This is a genomic window from Microcoleus sp. AS-A8 (genome assembly GCA_039962225.1).
Taxonomy (GTDB): Bacteria; Cyanobacteriota; Cyanobacteriia; order Cyanobacteriales; family Coleofasciculaceae; genus Allocoleopsis.
On record JAMPKV010000006.1, the window covers coordinates 12213 to 33409 of the forward strand.

Consider the following 21197-nt stretch of genomic DNA (forward strand, 5'->3'; position numbering starts at 1 on the left):
CGCTTTAAGGGCGCGAGAATATCGTGCCCCTACCAATGATTGTGTGCCACTGAAGGGAACTGCTTTATCGCTAGTCTATTTGAGTGGTGAAAGTAACGAACCACTCCAGGCATAGAGAACACAGAGCCAGACAAGAGAGGATTTCACAAATCCTTTAGACAGGCTATCGATATGGGGTGAGCAACACCAATTTAGACACTCAGAGTCTTGATCAGTTAGGTTGGGTGGAGGGTATCTCCCTGAGTAGAGAATATTCCCTTCAATGTTACTATTAAGCGCTGCCAAACATGGTTTCTACATTCCCCCATCCCCATTCGGTTGATTTATCTCAGATTAGACTCGCGATTCGCTCATTGCAGCCTCAACTCGTCGAATGGCGCAGATATCTGCATCAGCGTCCCGAATTAGGCTTTAAAGAACAACTAACGGCGGAATTTATCTCACAGAAGTTGCAGGAATGGGGATTTGATCAGACACCTGACTCCTCAGTACCGCTTCGTTATCAAACCGGCATTGCCAAAACCGGGATTGTTGCCACAATTTCCAGTAACCGCCCTGGCCCTGTACTCGGCATTCGGGCGGATATGGATGCTCTACCCATTCAAGAAGAAAATGACGTGCCCTACCGCTCGCAACATGACGGTATGATGCACGCTTGTGGTCATGATGGACATACCGCGATCGCTCTGGGTACCGCTTATTATCTCGCCCATCACCGAGAAGATTTCGCCGGCACCGTAAAAATCATCTTCCAACCCGCAGAGGAAGGGCCAGGGGGAGCCAAACCGATGATAGAAGAGGGTGTCCTAAAAAATCCAGATGTTGAAGCCATCATTGGTTTGCATCTGTGGAACAATTTGCCCCTGGGTACAGTGGGTGTACGCAGTGGTGCATTAATGGCAGCCGTAGAAAGCTTTAATTGCACTATTTTTGGCAAAGGGGGACACGGTGCGATGCCCCATCAAACAGTTGACTCAATCGTCGTCAGTGCCCAAATTGTTAATGCTTTACAAACCATTGTCGCTCGCAATGTTGACCCCATTGATTCAGCGGTGGTAACGGTGGGCAAACTTCATGCGGGTACAGCACTCAATGTGATTGCCGATACGGCTAAAATGAGTGGTACGGTGAGGTATTTTAACCCCAAACTAGAAGGGTATTTTGCCAAAAGACTTGAGCAACTCATTGCTGGTATTTGCCAGAGTCAGGGCGCAGGTTACGAGTTTAATTATGTGGAGCTTTATCCACCCGTAATTAATGATGCCCGCATGGCTGAACTTGTTCGATCAGTGGCATCCGATGTTGTGGAAACTCCAGCCGGAGTTGTTCCAGAATGTCAAACTATGGGGGGGGAAGATATGTCATTTTTCCTTAAGCAAGTGCCAGGTTGCTATTTTTTCTTGGGGTCAGCCAACCCTAATAAAAAATTAGCTTATCCCCATCACCATCCGCGATTCGATTTTGATGAAACAGCTTTATTGATGGGTGTAGAAATCTTTGTTCGTTGTCTAGAAAAGCTTTGTCGCTGACGCAGAAAACCTAGTACCGCTTCGCGGAATTCAAAATTCAAAATGCTTATAGTGTTAGCATTCCAGTAATTTTGAAGGGTAGCTTTATTTCCGCCGCGCTGTACTAGGTTAACTGGTATCCTTATCATTGATCAGGATTTACATTATTTGATATTTTTTTGTAATCCTGTACACTTGAGCCAGTATTTCTCAGGACAGAGAAGCCTACTCTTTCTACTGATAGACGTATTGCATCGACTTCCGAGCTAAAGTTAATGTCACGCCGTTAGTCCATAGAAAAAAACTTTTAACGGATTAGGAAGCAAGGGAAGGGAGTAGTAGGCTATGACATACGGAAATAGACCGGGAGATAATTTGATGACTGAACCTCCCGTCGTTAATCAAGTAGTGGAATACCATGACCGTGTACGGTGGGGACCGATTGTTTCAGGGTTGGTCGTTGCTTTAGCCACTCAACTCATTTTGAGCGCACTAGGTGCTGCGATTGGAGCCAGTTTTCTATCAGGTTCAGGGGCACCTAGATCCAATGCACCCGGTGTTGGCACGGGCGTAGGAATTTGGTCAATTATTAGTTTGTTAATTGCACTATTTATCGGAAGTTGGGTTGCAGCGCGTGCCAGTGGGCCAATGAACCGCAATACAGCGCTTCTCAACGGTGCAATTCTTTGGGCAACCACTCTAGCACTTGGCTCTTGGTTATTAGCCAGTGGCGTCACGGGGGCTTTTGGGATCGCAGCCTCCAATGCCGGGGAAGTCGTCAATCAGGTTCAACAGGGTGGCGTTAATTTACCCGACAATGCGCCTAATGTAACAGCTCAGCAAACGCGTGACGTTGCAGGCAACGCCGCTAAGGGATTGTGGTCTTTTGTAATTGGTTCCTTACTGGGTTTAGCCGCATCGATGGGAGGAGCTTCAGTGGGAACTCGCAGTCCTCGTGTTTATCGAGAACGATAAATTTTCTGTTGATTGTTACCTCCTCTTAGAGCACCTTGACAAAGGTGCTTTTTTGTAGATTGAAAAGTTGGACTTGGGCGATCGCATTTTTAGTCAGTTCAGTTCAGCTGAGTGATATCATGTCCGCTCACAGAACCACACTATGCGGGGGTTTGGGAGGAAGGTGCGATCGCATCTTTATTTTTATCTTTGAGTCTCTTCTCGTGAATCATCTTAAATCCGACGGTGAATGTGTCAAATTAACCGTCTTTCTTCAATTTCTTTTAATAGCTGTCGCACGAGAATGTCTCCCGTCAACATCGCAAGGATATCAATCAGATTGGTAATCACTTCCTTGAAGGCTTCGCGCAAGGCGGGCTTCCCTTCTTCTTCCAGACGTTGACGCAGAACCTCAAAGGAAACTCCTTCCGCAGTGACTTCCAGATGCTTGATTAAATGGTATTTTTCTGCTGTTAGTGTTAAAGCCCGCTCCATAATAGCCGTCACCGTCACTCTGCCTAAAGTCGGCATAATTCGATTCCAAATGGTTTGCAGCAAGTCCTCATAAATTTCTAATACCTCTTCCTTGCGAGCCATGTTCTTCGCGCTATCGACGCGCTGTTGAACAACCTCTTCAACAGTGGCTGGTTGTTGGCTGGTGTCTTCTGATTGTGAGTTTTGATTGGGAGCAGTCATCACATTTCCGTGTGCGTACTGGAGTCAACAGGAGCAGCCAAACAATTCTGACATTCCTTTCGTGTCCTGCATACATTTTTTCTGACAGGCAATCGCCACAGGGAGATAACCTTTAGGCGCTGAAGTATTTTGCGACGAGGTGATGTGCAATAATCGCCGTTGTCGATTGTTCCGGATATAGCTGTTCGCTTTCATCCATGTAGAGATTGATGCGATCGCATTCTTGCCGCAATAAGATTAAGTTGACAGCGTTACTCTGTTGGGCATCATGTATCAAACCGACCCACCTCTCGACCCGAAAAAAGTTTTGCCCACAATGTACGATCTTCCCAGCGAAGACCCAGAGGAACCCGGTTTGCCTGACAAATATCACCTATTACAAGCTCGTTTCCTTGAAGATACCTTCTGTCCTGCGAACTACTCCAGCGCTCAGGTTTTTGTTGCCAGCGATTTGAATCTTTACTACAATCCGCGCCAACCCAATTGGTACAAACGCCCCGACTGGTTTGCTGTGGTGGGAGTTGACCGACTCTATGAACAACGGGATTTGCGAATGAGCTATGTGGTGTGGCAAGAAGAAGTCAATCCTTTTGTAGCGGTAGAACTGATTTCACCGGGTACAGAAAAAGAAGACTTGGGGCAGACGCTGCGAGAAGCGAATCAACCGCCGACGAAGTGGGAAGTCTATGAACGCATTTTGCGCGTGCCCTATTACATAGTGTTTAATGGTCGCACTAATCAACTGAGAACGTTTCAGTTAGCAGGTAGTAGCTACAGTGAGTTAGAACTAAGCGAACCGCGAGTGTGGATGAACGATATTCAGCTAGGTTTGGGGCTGTGGCAGGGTTTCTATGGGGAATGCGATCGCGTCTGGTTGCGTTGGTATGATGCTGCTGGTAACTGGATTCTGACTCCTGAAGAACGAGAACGACAACGAGCTGAGCAAGAAGGTCAAATGCTTGAGCGAGAAAGGCGACGAGTAGAAAGATTAGCAGAACAATTGCGTTCTCTGGGTGTTGAACCGAATTTGGATGATGAGGTTTAGGGGTTTGAGGGGAAAATGCGATCGCATATCCACTGGCTCTTGGTTGACTGATAAAACTCCGCTTTGCCAGTTAGACCGCCCAATCCCAATCACCCATAAGTAAGGCTCTTCGTCTGAGTAGCCCGGAAAACTCTACGGCACTCCCCACACCTTGATTGTACCGTTGTAGTTGCCACTGACTATGGTTTGTCCATTGGGACTCAGAGCAATCGATGCCAAGTCTTTGTGCTCCATAAAAGTGGGAATTTCTCGTCCTGTCGCTAAATCCCACATATTAATAATCGTGCCCACCAGGTAGTCGTAGCCGACACAGACGAGAGTTTGTACATCTGGGCTGAAGGCGATTAAACTTGGGTCTGAAAATCGGCGATTAAACTTGGGTCTGAATACCTCATCATAGGTGCAGATTAGCTTTCCTGTTTGCAAACCCCACACCTCTAACGTGTTGTTGAGGCTGCCACTAAGGATGGTCTGTCCATCCGGACTGATAGTAAAGTCAAAGGATTTAAGTTCGTCGTACCACCCTGCCTTTTCACTATGGGTATGGATTTCCTGTCCCGTCAACAAATCCCAGATTCTCATCCGCGTCGTCCAGTCATAAAAGTCAACAATTTCTCCACAGGCGAGAGTTTGGCCATCTGAGCTAATGACTAGGGAATCAACCCAGCAATGCGTCTGGAGGGTGCGGATTTCCTGCCCTGTCTTGACATCCCATACTTTGAGTGTGGGCTGTTCCGTTTCATAGTTCCAACTATCATACGTTGTGCCACTGACCAAGAGCTGTCCATCTGGCGTCAGGGCAAAGTCTCCATACCCACTGAAAGTGCGAATTTTCCGTTCTGTTGGCAGCTCCCACACTTGAATTATGCACTCATTACCGCCATCATCATAGTACTCAGCTCCACTCCAACGATAACTGCAACTAACGAGTATCTGTCCATCTGCACTGAAGCCAATAGAGCGAGTCCCTTTAGGATGCCCACTAAGAGTGCAAATTTCTTGCCCTGTCTGTAGCTCCAATATTTTAATCGTTTCATCTGGGCCACTACAGACTACGGTCTGCCCATTTGGAGTAATAGCAACATTAGGAGGCAACCAGCCTGAAGATCCACTAAAAGTATTGAGGCACTCAAACAATGGATAAGGGTTGTAATCCCATAACACCTGCTTGACTTGAGGCTCTGTCCTTGAACGCAGTAGAGCATAGGCAGTCCACATTACCTGCCTTAATTCACCTCGGTTTTCTTGACTCACTAAATCTTTGAAAACTTCAACCACTAAATCCAAGCCTGCATCTTCATACTTTAGTGCCTCATGGAGCGCCGCAATCCGATGCTCCACCGCCCCACTGAAGAGCCGTTGCTTAACCCCTTTGATTCCTCCTAGAACTACAGCAGTCACTAGGGGTGGAACTTGACCACCTTTAACGACATCGTACTCTTGGGGTTCTTGGGGCTGATTAGGATTTTTTTTCATGTCACCTTGTAAATTATGTTGTCACTAGACAGTGATTTAAATCCAGCGGTGGGAATAACGATGTTCATTCATGAAGCAACTTGAGAATTCGGGATTTTAGCATCTAAACGAGTGGTTTCATCAACTTCTAAATGCTTGTCATGATTCAAAAAATCTTCAAATAACAATATTCTGTCCAAGCCCATCATGGTAGATGTTAGCGTTAACAGTTGGCTTGCCTAACCAAGTTACCTTCATTTCCCGCACGGAAGGCAAAGCTCATTAACTCATCCCCCGCTTAAAAGACGGGGGATGCAAGTGGAGCGAGAGTCATCCCTCTTTTGTTACTTCCGGGACGGAACGACGATTTTTGTAGGGGCGAAGCATTCTTGCTACAAACTTGGTACAAAGCCTAAAAGCCTTATCCAAGAATGCTTCGCCCAGGCTTTATGCCCCAAAATAACAAAAGAGGGGTCATACCAAATCCGCCTTGATAACCCCCTTTTTGCTTGAAGTCTTTTCTTTCTTCTGTCCTCACTAAAGCTCCGGTTTGCCCTTTGCCTTCTGCCTTGTCTCCACTAAAAAAGGGGTATTTAACCCGGATTTGGTATCACTGGTCATTTGTCCGAAGTCTCAAATGACAAATGACAAAGGACCAAGAAGGGCGAAGGCGATTCCTCCCCTCTAAGCGTATGTTGGGGCTTCCTCGCCGCTTTCTGTGAGGTGGCTACAGCGGGGGATGTACGCAGTCAAACACAATCATCAACGCGATCGCTTCACGAGTGCTGCTTGCCCAGTGAACTAGAAATTTTAGAGTTAGGGATGGAACAATCTAGAAATTTTTGCACCTTCAGGAGAACGCTTCCTTACTTATATTGAACTAGCTCAACAGAGGGAACAGGAACGCCAACGCGCTGAACAAGAATACCAACGTGCCGAACAGGAGCGCCAACGAGCAGATGAAGCACTGACGCAGTTGGAACAGGAAAGACAGCGCTATCAAGCATTAGAGGCGCTCCTGCGAGAACGCGGGATTGACCCAAATCAGTTGTGATGTGCACCACTCCTCAAGCGCTGAAATATTTCGCTACTGGGTGATGTGCAATAATCGCCGTTGTCGATTGTTCCGGATAGAGCTGTTCGCTTTCATCCATATATAGATTAATGCGATCGCTTCCCAACAACTCCAACTGCTTATACTGGTCTTGTAGATTTGGACAAGCCGGATAGCCAAAACTATACCGAGAACCCCGATAGCGCTGAGCCAAAATATCCCGAATATTATCCGGTTCCTCACTGCCAAAACCCAACTCCCGACGAATTCGAGCGTGCGTCCATTCCGCCACCGCCTCCGCCGTCTGCACCGCTAACCCGTGGAAATACAAATAATCCGTGTACTGATTGGAGTCAAACAACTTCTTCGCATATTCTGTCGCCACCTCCCCAACCGTCACGGCCTGCATCGGGAACACATCCACCACCCCAGACTCCTTCGGCGCATAAAAATCAGCAAGGCACAGACGCCGTAAAGAACGCTGCCGAGGAAAATCAAACCTCGCCACCTCCTCTCTCCTCTCTAAACTCTCTGTACTCTCTGTGCCTCTGTGGTTCGTTCCCTCCGGATTGTAGATATGTAGTGAATTCCCCTCAGATTGACAAGGAAAATAACCATAAATTACCTGAGGATGCAACAACTTCTCCTCAACAATACGCCGCTTCCAATCCTCTAGAAGTGGATAAACCTTCTCTTGCAAAAACGCATCATACTCTTCCCGTGATTGTTCCTTCGGTTTCCGGAACTGCCACTGTCCAGCAATCAACGCTTGCAAATCCAGATACCCAAAGATCTCCTCCAAGGGGATATCCTCTGCTTGCAATATCCGAGTTCCCCAGAAGGGAGGCGTGGGACGTTCAATATCAATTGCAACGGCTTCTGAACGTCGGGTATCTATAACTACTGGTTCAGTCGAATCTTTGGCTTCCTTCGCTTCAGTTACAGATTCTTTATGACCATTCGTTGTTGCCGTTGCAGTTTCGTCTATTTCATCCAAAAATCCTTTTAAATCATCCCACTTACTAGCCGCTTTCGCAGGCATCAATTTATCCATAAAGTGGAGGTCAGAAAAAGCATCTTTGCCATAAACAACCTTCCCTTTATAGGTATTTTGGCAATCATCATGGACAAATTTAGGAGTCAGCGCCGCCCCCCCTAAAATCACGGGTACGGTGATGCCCCGTTCATTGAATTTTTCCAAATTCTCTTTCATAAAAGCCGTGGATTTCACCAGCAATCCACTCATGGCAATGCAGTCTGCCTTGTGCTGTTCGTAGGCATCAATAATGTTATCGACAGGTTGCTTAATTCCCAGATTAATCACCTGGTAGCCATTGTTAGAAAGGATGATATCAACTAAGTTTTTCCCGATGTCGTGAACATCCCCTTTAACCGTTGCAATAATCACTTTCCCTTTGGCATTATTGCCCGTATCTGCTTTGTCCAGGAATGGCTCTAAATAAGCCACTGCGGCTTTCATGGTTTCCGCTGATTGCAACACAAAAGGAAGCTGCATTTGCCCCGAACCGAAGAGTTCCCCAACCACTTTCATCCCATCTAATAAGAACGTATTAATGATTTCCAAAGGGGGATACTTTTCTAATGCTTTGGCTAACTGTTCTTCCAAACCAATGCGTTCACCATCAATAATATGCCGCTTGAGACGTTCTTCAACCGGTAAGCTTTCATCTTGGGAGCGATCGCGCTTTGTAGTTTTCCCTTCAAACAGCGTGGTAAGCTCTGCTAAGGGGTCATAAACGCAGACATTCCCCTCAAATTGCCGTTCATCATAAATCAGTTTCCGGCAGACTTCCTGATGTTCGGGTTCAATTTTTGCCAAGGGTAAAATCTTATTGGGGCTGACAATGGCGGCATCCATGCCTGCTGCCATCGCTTCGTGCAGAAACATGGAATTGAGTACCACCCGCGCCGCTGGGTTTAATCCGAATGAGATATTAGAAACGCCCAGCATCATGTGACATCCTGGCAACTCTTCCCGGATGCGGCGAATGGCTTCAATCGTGGCTTTACCATTGGCTCTATCTTCTTCGATACCGGTAGAAATGGGTAAGGCGAGGGTGTCAAAGAAGATTTCGTAGGGGGGAATACCATATTCTACTGCTTGGTTGTAGGCGCGTTGTGCGATCGCAAACTTCTTGTCTGCTGCCCGCGCCATCCCTTCTTCATCAATGGTGCCAATCACAACACCCGCACCGTACTTCTTCGCCAACTCCAGCACCTGGAAGAAACGTTCTTCCCCATCTTCATAGTTCGTGGAGTTCAGCAAACACTTACCCCCCGCAACCTTTAGTCCCGCCTCCATCTTTTGCCATTCTGTGGAGTCCAGCATCAGGGGGAGTGTTACATTTGTTACCAAACGCGACACCAATTCGTGCATATCCCGCTCACCGTCACGCCCCACATAATCCACGTTGACATCGAGGATATGGGCACCTTCCCGGACTTGCGCCTTGGCTAAAGACACCAATCCATCCCAATCTTCAGCAATTAACAACTCGCGGCACTTTTTAGAACCACTGGGATTGATGCGCTCACCTACAATCAAGAACGAGTTATCCTGCTCATAAGGTTGAGCACTGTAAATTGATGCTGCCGATGGCTCAAACTCAGGATGCCGCTCTTTCGGCTTCAGGGTTTTGCCAATTTCTGCTAATTGTTGAATATGGTCGGGGCGCGTCCCACAACAGCCGCCAATCACTTGCACACCCATGTCTTCTACAAAATGCATCAACGCCATCCGCAGTTCCATCGGCGTCAGCTTGTAGTGGGCGTGTCCCCCGACGTTTTCCGGTAGTCCAGCATTGGGGATACAGGACACAACAAAGGGCGAATGTTCACATAAGAACTTAATATGCTCCTGCATCCGGTCTGGCCCCGTGGCACAGTTCAGGCCGAGAATATCAATGGGGTAACGCTCTAAAATCGTGAGTGCAGCACCAATTTCTGACCCTAACAACATGGTGCCTTGGACTTCCATTGTCACAGACACCATCAATGGCAGGCGTGCGCCTTTCTCTTGGAAGACTTGTTCAATCCCATTTAGCGCTGCCTTAATTTGCAGGACATCCTGACAGGTTTCCACAATCAACAAGTCAGCACCGCCGTCATAAAGTCCCCTGGCTTGTTCGGCAAAGGAGGCTTGCAGGGTGTCAAAATCAATATGCCCCAGCGTTGGCAATTTGGTTGTTGGCCCGATTGAACCGGCCACAAAACGGGGTTTCTCTGGTGTGGAGTATTCAGCCGCCACGCGCTTTGCCAATTCTGCGGCTGTCTTATTCAAACTATAAGCTTGGTCAGCTAGGTCATACTCGGCTAGTACAATCGACGCACCACCAAAGGTATCCGTCTCAATCACATCCGCCCCAACCTCCAGAAAATCTCGGTGTACCTTCTCAACGGCTTCTGGTTTGGTTACAACTAGATACTCGTTACAGCCTTCGTAGTGCGCCCCCCCAAAGTCTTCTGCTGTCAGGTTTTGCGTCTGGAGTGAGCTTCCCATTGCACCATCGAAGACGATGACAGGGCGTTCCGGGCTATGGAGGCGAGTCAGGAAGGGGCTGTTCATGGACGGCTTCTAAATAGGGATTTGAGATAGGCTGTGGATGATTAGCTTAATCTATATTTGCAAAAATTATAGAGTTTGGGAGCATAAAAGACGATGAACAAGTCTGACGAACAAGCTTTGCAACTTATGCAAGAAACTGCGCTATGAGGGTAGCCTTCGCAGCGAGTTCTTGGGAATGATCGCCAAATGTAATACAACCGATCGCTAAAAAGCGATCGCCAAACCGTATTTCGTACCGCACCACCCGCCAAGCACCCGTTGAGAAGATTGAACAGTGCGATAGTGAAGCACTACTGCTCTCAGCAGATCCCATCCCTCTCCTCAAATACCCAACCCGCCGTAACCGCCGTTACCCCTGTTCGCTAAAGATACTTTACAACTGAATTACAGGTGCGATCGCATTATCCCAGCCCAGAACTTAAGATGGCAATTGAGCGTCACTATCTCCAAATCCTCATGTCCCATCAGGACAAGCGCACATTTTAAGGTTTACTGATGACACACGAAGAATTACTCGTACTGATTGAACAAACCGCTAACGACAAACTAACATCACTTAACCTCCACAACCATCAACTGACGACACTACCAGCAGAAATTGGCAATCTCACCCATCTAACCAGACTATCCCTCTACGGCAACGAACTAGGAACGCTACCACCCGAAATCGGTCAACTCACCAATCTCAAAGAGCTAGATCTCAGCGGTAATCAACTCAAAGCACTGCCCGAAGAAATTGGCAATCTCACTAATCTGACTGATCTATGTCTCGATAACAATCAACTCACAGCACTACCCACAGAAATTGGCAATCTTAGTAATCTGACAGGGCTATCCCTCGATAACAATCAACTCCCAGTACTGCCAACAGAAATTGCCAATCTCACCAATCTCACCCGACTATCGGTTTACAGCAATCGACTGACAGCACTTCCCAAAGAAATTGGCAAGCTCACCAATCTTACTCGACTATCCTGTGATAACAATCAACTGACAGTACTGCCCACAGAAATTGGTAATCTTATCAATCTCACCGGCCTATCTCTAGACAACAACCAACTCACAATACTGCCCACAGAAATTGGCAATCTCACCAATCTCACCCGATTATCCCTAGATACGAATAAACTGACAGCACTGCCCAAAGAAATTGGCAATCTAATCAACTTGAGACAGTTTTCTCTCGATAACAATAAACTGACAGTACTGCCAAAAGAAATTGGCAATCTCACCAATTTAACGGCTCTAGCGATCGACAGCAATCAACTCAAATCGCTGCCCGAAGAGATTGGTCAACTCATCAATTTGACCACTCTATCTCTCTACAAAAATCAACTTAGGTTGCTACCTAAAGAAATTGGGAATCTTACCTATTTAACCAAACTCTCTCTCTATAGCAATCAATTAACAGCACTACCCAAAGAAGTAGGAATTCTTCCCAATCTAACAGGTTTATCCCTCGACAATAATCCTCTCACTTCGCCGCCGTCTGAAATTATTCAGCAAGGAACATCGGCTGTTTTGGCCTATCTTCGGAAGTGATTCTCGGATAGCTTGATTCAGAAAAGATGAAGTATCCAAAATGTTAGCGAAGCGGGGCAAGGCTTGACGTGAAAATATTCCGACCATTAGCCTCAATCCCCTAGATACATCTAGGGGGTCGTTTCATACTTGATATTTCATACTTAGCCTTCAGTTGATTCCTTAAAGCCGAACTTGTGACAAATCCTTGCGAGGATGATAGCTGCGGTTGGCGCGAATTTTTTCGTAGTAATCTCGCTCTATTGGCGTCATATCTTTCGGCGGTACAATCACAATCCGCACTAACTGGTCACTACGTTCACCCTTGGGACGGGGCCATCCTTTCCCACGCAGCCGTAAGGATTGACCCGAACGGATGCCCGCAGGAACATTGACATTCACTGGGCCATCGGGTGTTGGTACCTCAATTGCTGCCCCCAATACTGCTTCATCGGGCGTCACGGGCACTTCACAAATCAGATTATCGCCATCGAACTGGAAGAAAGAGTGAGGTTTGAGTTCTACATCCAGGTACAAATCTCCCCGTTGCTGGTTGTAAGAATTGACCTGTCCTTTGCCTCGAACGCGAATGCGGCTACCTGGTTTCGCCCCAGGAGGAATCCGAACGTCGATGACTTCAGTTCCCAAGTTCAAACGTTTCTGAACCCCGTGGAACGCCTCAGACCAGCTCAGAGAGATGGTGGCTTGCCGATCGCCACCCGCTGCCGTTGTGTTATTGTCAACACCTGCGTAGTCATTAAATCCACCAAAGCCACCAAAATCGTTAAACCCGGTAGAGCCACCCGTGCCTGTGCGATAGGTATAAGTCCGTCGGTTACTGCCACCTGCGCCAGTGTTAAAGCGACCCAGCAATTCGTTGATAAACTCGTCAAAACTGCCATACTGACTAAAGTCAAAGCCGTTGGCATCTACACCGACTCCACCACCACCAGGCCATCCTTGTCCGGCTTGCTTCCAATACTGACCATATTGATCGTATTTCTGGCGTTTTTCAGTATCCGATAACACCTCGTAGGCTTCGCTAACTTCTTTAAAGCGAGCCTCTGCTTGTTTATCACCAGGGTTCATGTCCGGGTGGTACTTTCGAGCTAGTCGGCGATAGGACTTCTTAATTTCATCCGCACTGGCGGTTTTATTGATTCCGAGGATGGCGTAATAGTCTTTAAAGTCGGTCGCAGCCATGAAGGGTTTCTCCTTTAGTCTTAGTCTTTAGTTTAAGTTTTGTCCTATTCTGACCTCAGGGCGCTGCAACCATTCAAGTCAGCAAATTGTCAAGGTAGAATAGGGTTGATATACCTCAAAGCTAGGGTAACAAAGCTGTCAAAGAAATTGAGTTCGGTTCTTTCTCATCCAGGCGATCGCAATTTCCACACCTTGCCGATGAGTAACGCATTAGGTAATCAAATCCTTCTTCCTGTATTGGCGGAGCGCTCAGCAGTGAGGCGTGCATCTGCAAAATCACTTCCTCTGGAACCGTGCGCTTTCGCGCTTGATTTCGTTCCAAACACAGTACCAGAGGTGTATCTAACCATACACCTATCAGGCTGGTAAAACCGACCTCACGCCCTAGTGCGATCGCTTCTTTTCGGTAACATCGCATCGCATGGGTCGCATCATAAATCGCCAGAGGTGAAACAGCCACAGCCTGACGCATTTGCTCTTGTACCTGATGCCAAACCAATAACCAGGAGCCTTGAACCTCCTCGGAACCGAACAATTGAGCGCGGATAGAATCGGTAGAAATCAGATGAGTTTCAGGACATTCAACCAATAGTTTACGAGCCAACGTAGACTTACCGCTCCCAGGAAGCCCTATCAGCAGAATCAGCTTGGTCATTGAGTTGAAGTTTATCAGATTGTTCGCCTAGCGTTCCCCTTAGGGGAAAATTGACAGGTTGAAGGTTGATAAATTGAACTTCAAGGGTTGAAACCGCTGTTTTAACGTTCAACCTACTGACCTTACAACCTGTAATACCAATTCCCTAAATGCTTGCTACAGATACTTTTCTGGCTCTCCCGTATTAAGGGGGTTAATGTGTAGCGCACTCAACTAGAAATGGTATAACCCATACTCTTCATGGGCAACTTAAATGGGGATTCAGGGCTAAATGACTGTTCCATCCGGAATTACAGCATTTTTGAACACCACAACAATGCCGTTACGGATGAAAAAGCCTTGATTCTCGCGCTCCGCTTCCTCCACTCTATCTTTATTGATAATTTGCACATCGCAGCCAATGCGAGCGTTTTTATCAATAATCGCACGGCGAATCGTTGAGTTGGTACCAATCCCTAGGGGAACTCTGGTGGTTTCGCAGTCGGATTGCCGCTCGGCGAACGGTTCGTAAAAGTCAGCCCCCATAATCAGGGTATCTTCAATGATGCAACCCGCTTCTATGCGCGAACGAATTCCCAACACCGAGTGGTTAATCCGACATTGTTTGAGAATGCAACCTTCCCCAATCATGGATTCCGTCACTTGGCAATCTAAAAGCTTGGTCGGAGGCAAGTAACGGGCGCGTGTGTAGATAGGAGCTCGTTCCTCGTAAAAGCTAAAGGGTGGACGCGGTTGCTGAGTCAGTGCGAGGTTAGCATCGTAGAACGACTCAATTGTTCCAATGTCTTCCCAATAACCGTTATAGAGATAAGCTTGAACGTTATAGTCCTTGGCTGAGGCGGGGATAATTTCTTTGCCAAAATCGGTTTGATCTGGAGATTTATTCAGCAAGTCGATTAAAACATCTCTTTTGAAGACATAAATCCCCATTGAAGCGATGTAGGGCATTTTTTGTGCCTGTTCGGCATCTAAGCCGAGTGTGGTCGTATCCACCTGCATTTTCTTCAGGGCATCCCCTTTGGGCTTTTCGCTAAAGTCAACGACTCGTCCTGTGTGATCAATTTTCATCAGACCAAAATCCGATGCCCGTTTCTCGTCAATGGGTACCACGGAGAGGGTGATATCAGCGTTGGTGTCGCGATGACGTTCGACAAATAAGCGATAGTCCATCCGGTAGAGATGATCACCGGATAAAATTAGGAACTCATCAACTTCCCACTCCTCCATCAGCCAAAGATATTGACGCACGGCGTCGGCGGTACCTTGGAACCAACTGGGGTTTTCTGCCGTCTGTTGAGCAGCGAGGACTTCAACAAACCCGTCACTGAAGCCAGAAAAGTTGTAAGTACGAGCTAGGTGGCGATTGAGAGAAGCCGAGTTGAATTGGGTCAGAACGTAGATTTTCAGGATATCTGAGTTAATACAGTTACTGACTGGAATATCAATCAGGCGATACTTCCCGGCTAAGGGGACAGCCGGTTTAGCCCGCAGCTTGGTTAGGGGATAAAGGCGTGTCCCTGCACCACCTCCGAGAATAATTCCTAAGACTCTTTTCACAAATAACCTCTCGACTGCAAGTAAATTGTTAAGTTTAGTGTGCGATTCTAAGTAACAGATGGCAAGGGGGAACAGGAGATAAAAGGCTGAAGTTCAGCCTTTACACTTCAGACCTCTTTAGTCAAGAGTTAGAAATGAATTCAGGACTCTTAACGGGTTAGTTTGCCATTTCCATTAAGATCTTCTGGGCGCATTGCTCGTTGGTACCGTCAGCGGGATGTCGTTGGATGTAGCTACCGTCGGATTGGAGTTCCCAAGCTTGACGGTTATCTGCCATCATGATTGCCAAGATCTCTTGCAGGTCTTTGACAAGCTCTGGGTCTTCAATAGGCACAACGGCCTCGACTCGTCGATCCAGATTCCGACGCATCCAGTCTGCACTGCCAATATACACCTCCTCTTTACCTTGATTGTGAAAGTAATAAATCCGTGAGTGTTCTAAAAAGCGACCGACCACACTAATCACGCGGATATTTTCACTGACACCTGGAAGTCCAGGACGCAGACAGCAAATTCCTCGGACAATTAAGTCAATTTGAACGCCTGCACGGGAAGCCTCGTAGAGAGTGGCAATAATTTGTGGGTCAACCAGAGCATTCATTTTGGCAACGATACGACCCGTTCCACCCTGTCGGCAATTTTCGATCTCACGGTTAATCAAGGCCAGGAAGCGATCGCGCAAATTCACTGGCGCGACCAATAACTTCCGATAAGACCGTTGCCGTGAGTAACCCGTCAAGAAATTAAACAAATCGGTTAAATCTGCACCCAAATCATCCCGACAGCTTAATATTCCCAAATCCGTATAAAATCTGGCGGTTTTAGGATTATAGTTGCCAGTGCCGATATGAACATAGCGTTTTATTTTGTTGTCGTGCCGACGCACCACCAGTACGACTTTGGTGTGAGTTTTCAACCCTACCAAACCATAAACAACATGCACCCCTGCTTGTTCTAATTTGCGTGCCCAGAGAATATTGTTCTCTTCATCAAAACGGGCTTTCAGCTCCACTAGAACCGCCACTTGTTTACCATTTTCTGCCGCCGAAATCAAGGCGTTGAGAATGGGTGAATCACCCGATGTCCGATAGAGTGTCATCTTGATGGCGAGAACCGCCGGATCTTGAGCCGCCTGGGTAATAAAGCGCAGCACTGTTCCGGAAAAGGACTGATAGGGATGGTGTACCAGCAAATCGGCACGGCAAATCACGGTGAATAAATCTTCCTCCTCGTCCTCCGCGGTTGGCGATCGCAACCGGGAGGGCACCACGGGTGTCCAAGGGGGGTCTTTCAGTTCCGGGAGTGGCAACTCCATCAAACCCATCAAATCGCCCAATTCCAGTAAACTGTCTACCTCATAGATATCGATCTTCTGGAGCCTGAACTCCCGCATCAGCATCTCTCGCACGGTATCGGGCATTGTGACATGAATTTCCATCCGCACGACAGAACCGCCAACGCGTCGTTTCCGCAGTTCCTGCTCAATCGCCAACAGCAGGTCGTCCGCTTCATCTTCTTCGACAGCTAGGTCTGCATTGCGGGTAATCCGAAATGGATGATACTCCAGAATATTCATTCCTGGAAATAAAAATTCCAAGTTATGAGCAATGACTTGTTCTAGAGGCACACCCGACCAGACGGCGGGTCGATCTTTTTTGCGGTGACGCAACTGTTCAGGCAAAGGCACGAACCGAGGTAAGACTTTAGGCACTTTTACCCGTGCAAATAACTCTTCTCCCGTGTCTGGGTCTTTCACCACTACAGCCAGATTCAAACTGAGATTGGAAATGTAAGGAAATGGATGGCTGGGGTCAACCGCAAGGGGGGTGAGAACCGGAAAAATTTGCTCTTCAAAGTAGTTTTGCAGGTAAGTCCGTTGTTCCTGGTTCAAGTCCATGTAATCTAGAAAATGGACCCCTTCTCGTGCCAGTTGCGATCGCAGAACTTTCTCAAAGTGTTGATGCTGTTCATTGATCATGGGACGTAATCGATCACTAATGGCCTCCAACTGTTGGCTCGGTGTTCGACCATCAGGCGTCAACTTTCTCACATTGGCCTCTAGCTGTTGCTGTAAACCAGCAACACGAACCATGAAGAATTCATCCAAATTGGAGCTAAAAATGCTCATGAACTTTAGACGCTCCAAAAGAGGCGTCCGCGGGTCAGTGGCTTCATGCAACACCCGATCATTAAACTCTAGCCAACTGAGTTCCCGATTAAAGTAATATTGCGGGTCACCTAGATTAATGTCCGTGAGGGTCGTTTTCGATGATTTAGCCATAATTTTGAGTTGGCTTTGTCCTGTCCCAGAGTGATCGCTTGTCGCATCAGTCAGTTGTTGAGGAGGGTGTGCCAGAGTATCCTGCACCAGATAGCGCGCCACAACGCCTGATCTCCTAGTGGGGTCACTAGGGGTTGCGACTTCATAGTACCCTGAACTGAAGCGTTCTAGAACCTATCTTGGAAATGAGTTGAAGGTTGGAAGGTTAGAAGGTTGAAGGTTAAGAATTTTTATTCCATGTGACTTCAAAAAACCTCGTCTTCGATACCGCGCCACCATTCACCTAATTTCATGAGATCCTGGTGAATATCAGCGAGTCCTGTCGCATACTCTTCGGGTGAAAGTGTTTCTCGTTGCTCTTGGAGTTTCTTCAATCGTAGTTGCACCAGTAGCCAGGGCTTGGAAATGCTATTTGTGCTTTCGATATATTGGGCTAAATCTTTACTATCCATACAATTATTTTGATGTAGGTCAATAACAATAAAAGACAGCCACGATTTTTTCCCATGGCTGTCTTCTTAATCTTAATTGAGGGCTTCCTCAATGAGAGAGGGAATCGCGATCACTCCTAATACAGTGAATTTTGCCGTAGTCCGGAGGCGAGCGCTCAGTGTCCCCTTTGAGTTAACGTTCCTTAAGCGGCAGCCATATTCTCGTTAACAAAGTCCCAGTTAATCAAGTTGTTGATGAAAGCGTCGATGAAGTCGGGACGCTTATTTTGGTAATCCAGATAGTAGGCGTGTTCCCAAACATCCAGAGTTAGCAAAGGAGTTTGCCCTAAAGCTAGCGGGTTGACGGCATTGGGAGAGTTGGTGATTTTCAGCGTACCGTTGTCGAGTACGAGCCAAGCCCAGCCACTGCCGAACTGAGTCGCTGCTGCTTTTTTAAACTCTTCTTTGAACTTATCGTAGCCACCTAAGTCCGAATCAATCTTCTCGGCGATGGCACCAGTTGGGGCACCGCCGCCACCCTGCTTCATGCCATTCCAGAAGAATGTGTGGTTCCAAGCTTGTGCCGCATTGTTGAAGATGCCGCCCTTGGACGAGTCATTGTAGGTTGCCTTGATGACTTCCTCAATCGACTTATCGGCTAGATCCGTGTCCTTGATTAGGTTGTTGTAATTGGTCACGTAAGCCGCGTGATGCTTGTCATGATGGAACTCAAACGTCTTGGCAGAGATGTAAGGGTCCAGCGCATCGTAGGCGTAAGGTAAGGGGGGAAGTTCGTATCCCATTTCGGTTCAATCCTCTCAAAACTGCCTTCTAGCTTAAAGCGAATCGGGAAGCTAGACTCATTGCAAACTTCACGATAATCAGCTTAAATTTTCTTTAGCTGATGCCATAAAATTTAACAATATCATTGTAGCCCAAAGGCTGTATTGCTCTAAAACATAATCCTTGTATATCCAAGGGTAGAAGACTTATTTAAAAGGTTCGTGCTATGATTCGGTAAGCATACTTTGGACAATAAGGTTAATCTCATCGGCTCAACATTACTCGGTTTCACAACCATGAGTTAAGGCTTGTTTAACGAATGCGATCGCAGCTTCTGGACTCGTTGCGATAAAAATATTATGGTTCGACAGGTGTTGAAAAAACTGTTGACTTTCTCGATCCTCTGTCAATAAAACGACAGGTTTATTGGCCTTTAAAGCCAGTGCCACTTCAGAGGCGGTGCCAGCCCCCATCCCGCAAGCAATCACCCCGTCACTGGAGAGGACGTTGATATTATTTCGGGCACTGCCCATGTCTGTAAAAATGGCAATATCCACGGCATCAGAGACGCCGCTATCGCCAGCATTAGGCAGAATACCGACAGTCAAACCATTGGCAGATTTTGCCCCACGGTTGGCAGCGTCCATAACACCAACATTTCTGCCCCCCGTCAGCAGCACCCATCCTGCTTGAGCAATCAGTGTGCCTATTGTATAGGCATGTTTTCGGTCAGTCTCCGAGGCTCCAGTTCCTGGCCCCATCACCCCAATGATAATTTTTCTCATGAGTTAGCGATAGTTACCAGTCTCGCTCCGGTTCATCAGGTTGCCCTGGGAAAAACGCGCCGTCCAAAACTTGCTCTAAGGTGTAGGGACACGCACTCGGCAAGTCGCGATCGCGCATAGGTGTTTCTCGTACTACTAAATCTATGCCAGACGGGTAAGCTTTTTGCAACGCTTCAGGAAGATAAGGCTTCAAGCTGGGACTTTCTTCCAGCAAGTCACGAATCTCACGACGTTGTTCTCGCAGTGTGACAAACCAGCTTTTCGAGCGCTTGCTAAACTGAAACTCCCATTTAAGCAGATGACCGAGCAAAACGCCCAGGCGATTCCTGAGTTCTTGGCGTTGCTGCTTGCCCAAAGACTCTATCTCCTCAACCAAATTGGCAACATCCAAACCATCCCATTTCCCTTGCAGCAGAAGTTTTGCCTGTTCTTGCGTCCAGGCATAGAAGTCTTTCTCATAGAGAGTGGAGGTTATCCCAGAAGAGGTACTTAGTTCTGTACTCACGACTGAACCTTATGCAACAACAACTATTTTGACGTACCAGACAATCCGCTTACGGGGAGCATCCCATTTTTGCAAATATCTTTTTTTTCAGTACTATCCCCCTTGTCCCCTTGTCTTCCTTGTCCCTTCTTAAAACTGTTTATGCAACTTTGGGATGCACTCCCCTTACGGGACATCACTGGCTTCTATGCCTTCAATAAGACCTAAAAAATAGAGCCAGCAATCATCCCAGCCAGGATAATAAAACCAATCCAAACATTTTGGCGGAAAATCTCACCATAAGCCGATCTGGGAAGGTCTTTTTGGCGCAGTCGGGTATATTGCCAAGCCCAAAGTGCGATCGCAATTCCCAATCCCAGCCAAAAACCGGGGTGTAATTGCATCACGACACCTAACCAGCCTAGCAAGCCAGCGGTACCCACAAAGAAAACACCCACAGCTTCAGCCGCATAATCACCAAAAAAGATAGCACTAGAGTTAATCCCAATCCGTTTGTCATCTTCGCGATCAGACATGGCATAAACCGTATCAAAGCCCAATGTCCAAAGAACTGTTGCCCCCCACAGTATCCAAGTTGCAGGTTGCAGATTAGCAGTTACGGCACTCCAACTGATGAGGACGGCAAAGCCCCAAGCGATGGAAAGCATTAACTGGGGAATGGGAAATACTCGCTTGGCGGATGGGTAAAAGATGATGACGGGGACAGCAGCAACGCACAGCCAAAAGGTGTAAGAATTGAGATAAAGAGCGAGGACGCCAGCACAACTCATTGCCACTAAGGTCACAATGATACCAACTTGGATCGAGAGGGCACGAGAGGCGAGGGGGCGATCGCGTGTGCGTTCAACTTGAGGGTCAATATCTCTATCCCACAAATCATTAATCACACAACCCGCACCACTGGTGGCTAAGGTTCCCAGGATAATCACCCCGACTAAGGGTACAGGGGGTATGCCATTAGCGGCTAGAAAGACGGCCCACAGTGCAGGTACCATCAAGATCAGGCGTCCTGCTGGCTTATCCCATCGCAGGAGTCGAATAATCCTTAGCCAGCTTGGTACGGGGTTTTGTTGGGGTTGGGTCAGCATGGAACAAATTCAGGATGGTTGATTCTTCCCGATTGGGGAATTTCTATCTAGGATATAGTGCCTATTTACTTAATTCCCTTTAAACGGGAT

18 protein-coding genes and 1 pseudogene are annotated in these 21197 nt (G+C 47.3%); 5 read left to right on the forward strand and 14 right to left on the reverse strand.

Annotation, left to right across the window (positions count from 1 at the left end):
- Positions 1–287 precede the first annotated feature (287 nt).
- Both NDI48_10870 and NDI48_10875 read left to right on the forward strand, forming a co-directional pair.
- Entirely contained in the window at positions 288–1529 is a 1242-nt protein-coding gene (locus NDI48_10870) for a M20 family metallopeptidase (protein MEP0831709.1), read from the forward strand.
- 324 nt (positions 1530–1853) lie between these two features.
- Positions 1854–2483 carry a hypothetical protein gene (locus tag NDI48_10875; GenBank protein MEP0831710.1) on the forward strand — a complete coding sequence of 210 codons (630 nt, stop codon included), beginning with the start codon at positions 1854–1856 and terminating at the stop codon, positions 2481–2483.
- A 234-nt stretch (positions 2484–2717) separates the two neighbouring features.
- On the opposite strand, the gene NDI48_10880 is transcribed toward NDI48_10875, so the two are convergent.
- Both NDI48_10880 and NDI48_10885 read right to left on the reverse strand, forming a co-directional pair.
- A complete protein-coding gene (locus NDI48_10880; GenBank protein MEP0831711.1) occupies positions 2718–3158 on the reverse strand; it encodes a hypothetical protein in 441 nt (146 codons plus the stop codon).
- A 112-nt stretch (positions 3159–3270) separates the two neighbouring features.
- Positions 3271–3435, reverse strand: a complete 165-nt coding sequence (locus NDI48_10885) for a hypothetical protein (GenBank protein MEP0831712.1) — start codon at positions 3433–3435, stop codon at positions 3271–3273.
- Between NDI48_10885 and NDI48_10890 the strand changes: the two genes are divergently transcribed.
- Entirely contained in the window at positions 3427–4203 is a 777-nt protein-coding gene (locus NDI48_10890; GenBank protein ID MEP0831713.1) for a Uma2 family endonuclease, read from the forward strand. The genes NDI48_10885 and NDI48_10890 overlap by 9 nt on opposite strands.
- 132 nt (positions 4204–4335) lie before the next feature.
- Here NDI48_10890 and NDI48_10895 read toward each other — a convergent pair whose 3' ends face one another.
- Positions 4336–5679: a WD40 repeat domain-containing protein gene (locus NDI48_10895; GenBank protein MEP0831714.1), complete on the reverse strand. Its 1344-nt coding sequence runs from the start codon at positions 5677–5679 to the stop codon at positions 4336–4338.
- 805 nt (positions 5680–6484) lie between these two features.
- On the opposite strand from NDI48_10895, the pseudogene NDI48_10900 reads away from it, so the two are divergent.
- Positions 6485–6712, forward strand: a pseudogene (locus NDI48_10900) (Uma2 family endonuclease).
- Between the two features lie 13 nt (positions 6713–6725).
- Here NDI48_10900 and metH read toward each other — a convergent pair.
- Positions 6726–10298 carry a methionine synthase gene (gene metH / locus NDI48_10905; GenBank protein ID MEP0831715.1) on the reverse strand — a complete coding sequence of 1191 codons (3573 nt, stop codon included), beginning with the start codon at positions 10296–10298 and terminating at the stop codon, positions 6726–6728.
- Between the two features lie 124 nt (positions 10299–10422).
- Entirely contained in the window at positions 10423–10611 is a 189-nt protein-coding gene (locus NDI48_10910; protein ID MEP0831716.1) for a hypothetical protein, read from the reverse strand.
- 182 nt (positions 10612–10793) lie between these two features.
- Here NDI48_10910 and NDI48_10915 point away from each other — a divergent pair, with 182 nt between their 5' ends.
- On the forward strand, positions 10794–11840 hold the full coding sequence (locus tag NDI48_10915; protein ID MEP0831717.1) for a leucine-rich repeat domain-containing protein: 1047 nt from the start codon (positions 10794–10796) through the stop codon (positions 11838–11840).
- A gap of 162 nt (positions 11841–12002) precedes the next feature.
- On the opposite strand, the gene NDI48_10920 is transcribed toward NDI48_10915, so the two are convergent.
- The 9 genes from NDI48_10920 to NDI48_10960 form a co-directional block, all read right to left on the reverse strand.
- Complete coding sequence (locus NDI48_10920) at positions 12003–13022, reverse strand: DnaJ domain-containing protein (protein ID MEP0831718.1); 1020 nt, start codon at positions 13020–13022, stop codon at positions 12003–12005.
- Between the two features lie 121 nt (positions 13023–13143).
- Positions 13144–13677 (reverse strand): AAA family ATPase, encoded by a 534-nt coding sequence (locus NDI48_10925; GenBank protein MEP0831719.1) that lies wholly within the window; start codon positions 13675–13677, stop codon positions 13144–13146.
- 267 nt (positions 13678–13944) lie between these two features.
- Complete coding sequence (locus tag NDI48_10930; protein MEP0831720.1) at positions 13945–15234, reverse strand: glucose-1-phosphate adenylyltransferase; 1290 nt, start codon at positions 15232–15234, stop codon at positions 13945–13947.
- Positions 15235–15391: 157 nt separating this feature from the next.
- Positions 15392–17515, reverse strand: coding sequence for a polyphosphate kinase 1 (gene ppk1 / locus NDI48_10935; protein ID MEP0831721.1), 2124 nt, complete (start codon positions 17513–17515; stop codon positions 15392–15394).
- A gap of 245 nt (positions 17516–17760) precedes the next feature.
- Positions 17761–17967, reverse strand: coding sequence for a hypothetical protein (locus NDI48_10940; protein MEP0831722.1), 207 nt, complete (start codon positions 17965–17967; stop codon positions 17761–17763).
- Positions 17968–18149: 182 nt separating this feature from the next.
- On the reverse strand, positions 18150–18749 hold the full coding sequence (locus NDI48_10945; protein ID MEP0831723.1) for a superoxide dismutase: 600 nt from the start codon (positions 18747–18749) through the stop codon (positions 18150–18152).
- 258 nt (positions 18750–19007) lie between these two features.
- Positions 19008–19514 (reverse strand): TIGR00725 family protein, encoded by a 507-nt coding sequence (locus NDI48_10950; GenBank protein ID MEP0831724.1) that lies wholly within the window; start codon positions 19512–19514, stop codon positions 19008–19010.
- Between the two features lie 13 nt (positions 19515–19527).
- Positions 19528–20019: a DUF29 domain-containing protein gene (locus tag NDI48_10955; protein MEP0831725.1), complete on the reverse strand. Its 492-nt coding sequence runs from the start codon at positions 20017–20019 to the stop codon at positions 19528–19530.
- Positions 20020–20222: 203 nt separating this feature from the next.
- Positions 20223–21107, reverse strand: coding sequence for a 4-hydroxybenzoate solanesyltransferase (locus NDI48_10960; GenBank protein MEP0831726.1), 885 nt, complete (start codon positions 21105–21107; stop codon positions 20223–20225).
- Positions 21108–21197 lie beyond the last annotated feature (90 nt).

Bases quoted from the DNA above. Each gene is read 5' to 3' on its own strand.
- NDI48_10870 (MEP0831709.1), top strand. From the start codon at position 288: ATGGTTTCTACATTCCCCCATCCCCATTCGGTTGATTTATCTCAGATT.
- NDI48_10875 (MEP0831710.1), top strand. From the start codon at position 1,854: ATGACATACGGAAATAGACCGGGAGATAATTTGATGACTGAACCTCCC.
- NDI48_10880 (MEP0831711.1), bottom strand. From the start codon at position 3,158: ATGACTGCTCCCAATCAAAACTCACAATCAGAAGACACCAGCCAACAA.
- NDI48_10890 (MEP0831713.1), top strand. From the start codon at position 3,427: ATGTATCAAACCGACCCACCTCTCGACCCGAAAAAAGTTTTGCCCACA.
- NDI48_10895 (MEP0831714.1), bottom strand. From the start codon at position 5,679: ATGAAAAAAAATCCTAATCAGCCCCAAGAACCCCAAGAGTACGATGTC.
- metH (MEP0831715.1), bottom strand. From the start codon at position 10,298: ATGAACAGCCCCTTCCTGACTCGCCTCCATAGCCCGGAACGCCCTGTC.
- NDI48_10910 (MEP0831716.1), bottom strand. From the start codon at position 10,611: ATGGGATCTGCTGAGAGCAGTAGTGCTTCACTATCGCACTGTTCAATC.
- NDI48_10915 (MEP0831717.1), top strand. From the start codon at position 10,794: ATGACACACGAAGAATTACTCGTACTGATTGAACAAACCGCTAACGAC.
- NDI48_10920 (MEP0831718.1), bottom strand. From the start codon at position 13,022: ATGGCTGCGACCGACTTTAAAGACTATTACGCCATCCTCGGAATCAAT.
- NDI48_10925 (MEP0831719.1), bottom strand. From the start codon at position 13,677: ATGACCAAGCTGATTCTGCTGATAGGGCTTCCTGGGAGCGGTAAGTCT.
- ppk1 (MEP0831721.1), bottom strand. From the start codon at position 17,515: ATGGCTAAATCATCGAAAACGACCCTCACGGACATTAATCTAGGTGAC.
- NDI48_10940 (MEP0831722.1), bottom strand. From the start codon at position 17,967: ATGGATAGTAAAGATTTAGCCCAATATATCGAAAGCACAAATAGCATT.
- NDI48_10945 (MEP0831723.1), bottom strand. From the start codon at position 18,749: ATGGGATACGAACTTCCCCCCTTACCTTACGCCTACGATGCGCTGGAC.
- NDI48_10950 (MEP0831724.1), bottom strand. From the start codon at position 19,514: ATGAGAAAAATTATCATTGGGGTGATGGGGCCAGGAACTGGAGCCTCG.
- NDI48_10960 (MEP0831726.1), bottom strand. From the start codon at position 21,107: ATGCTGACCCAACCCCAACAAAACCCCGTACCAAGCTGGCTAAGGATT.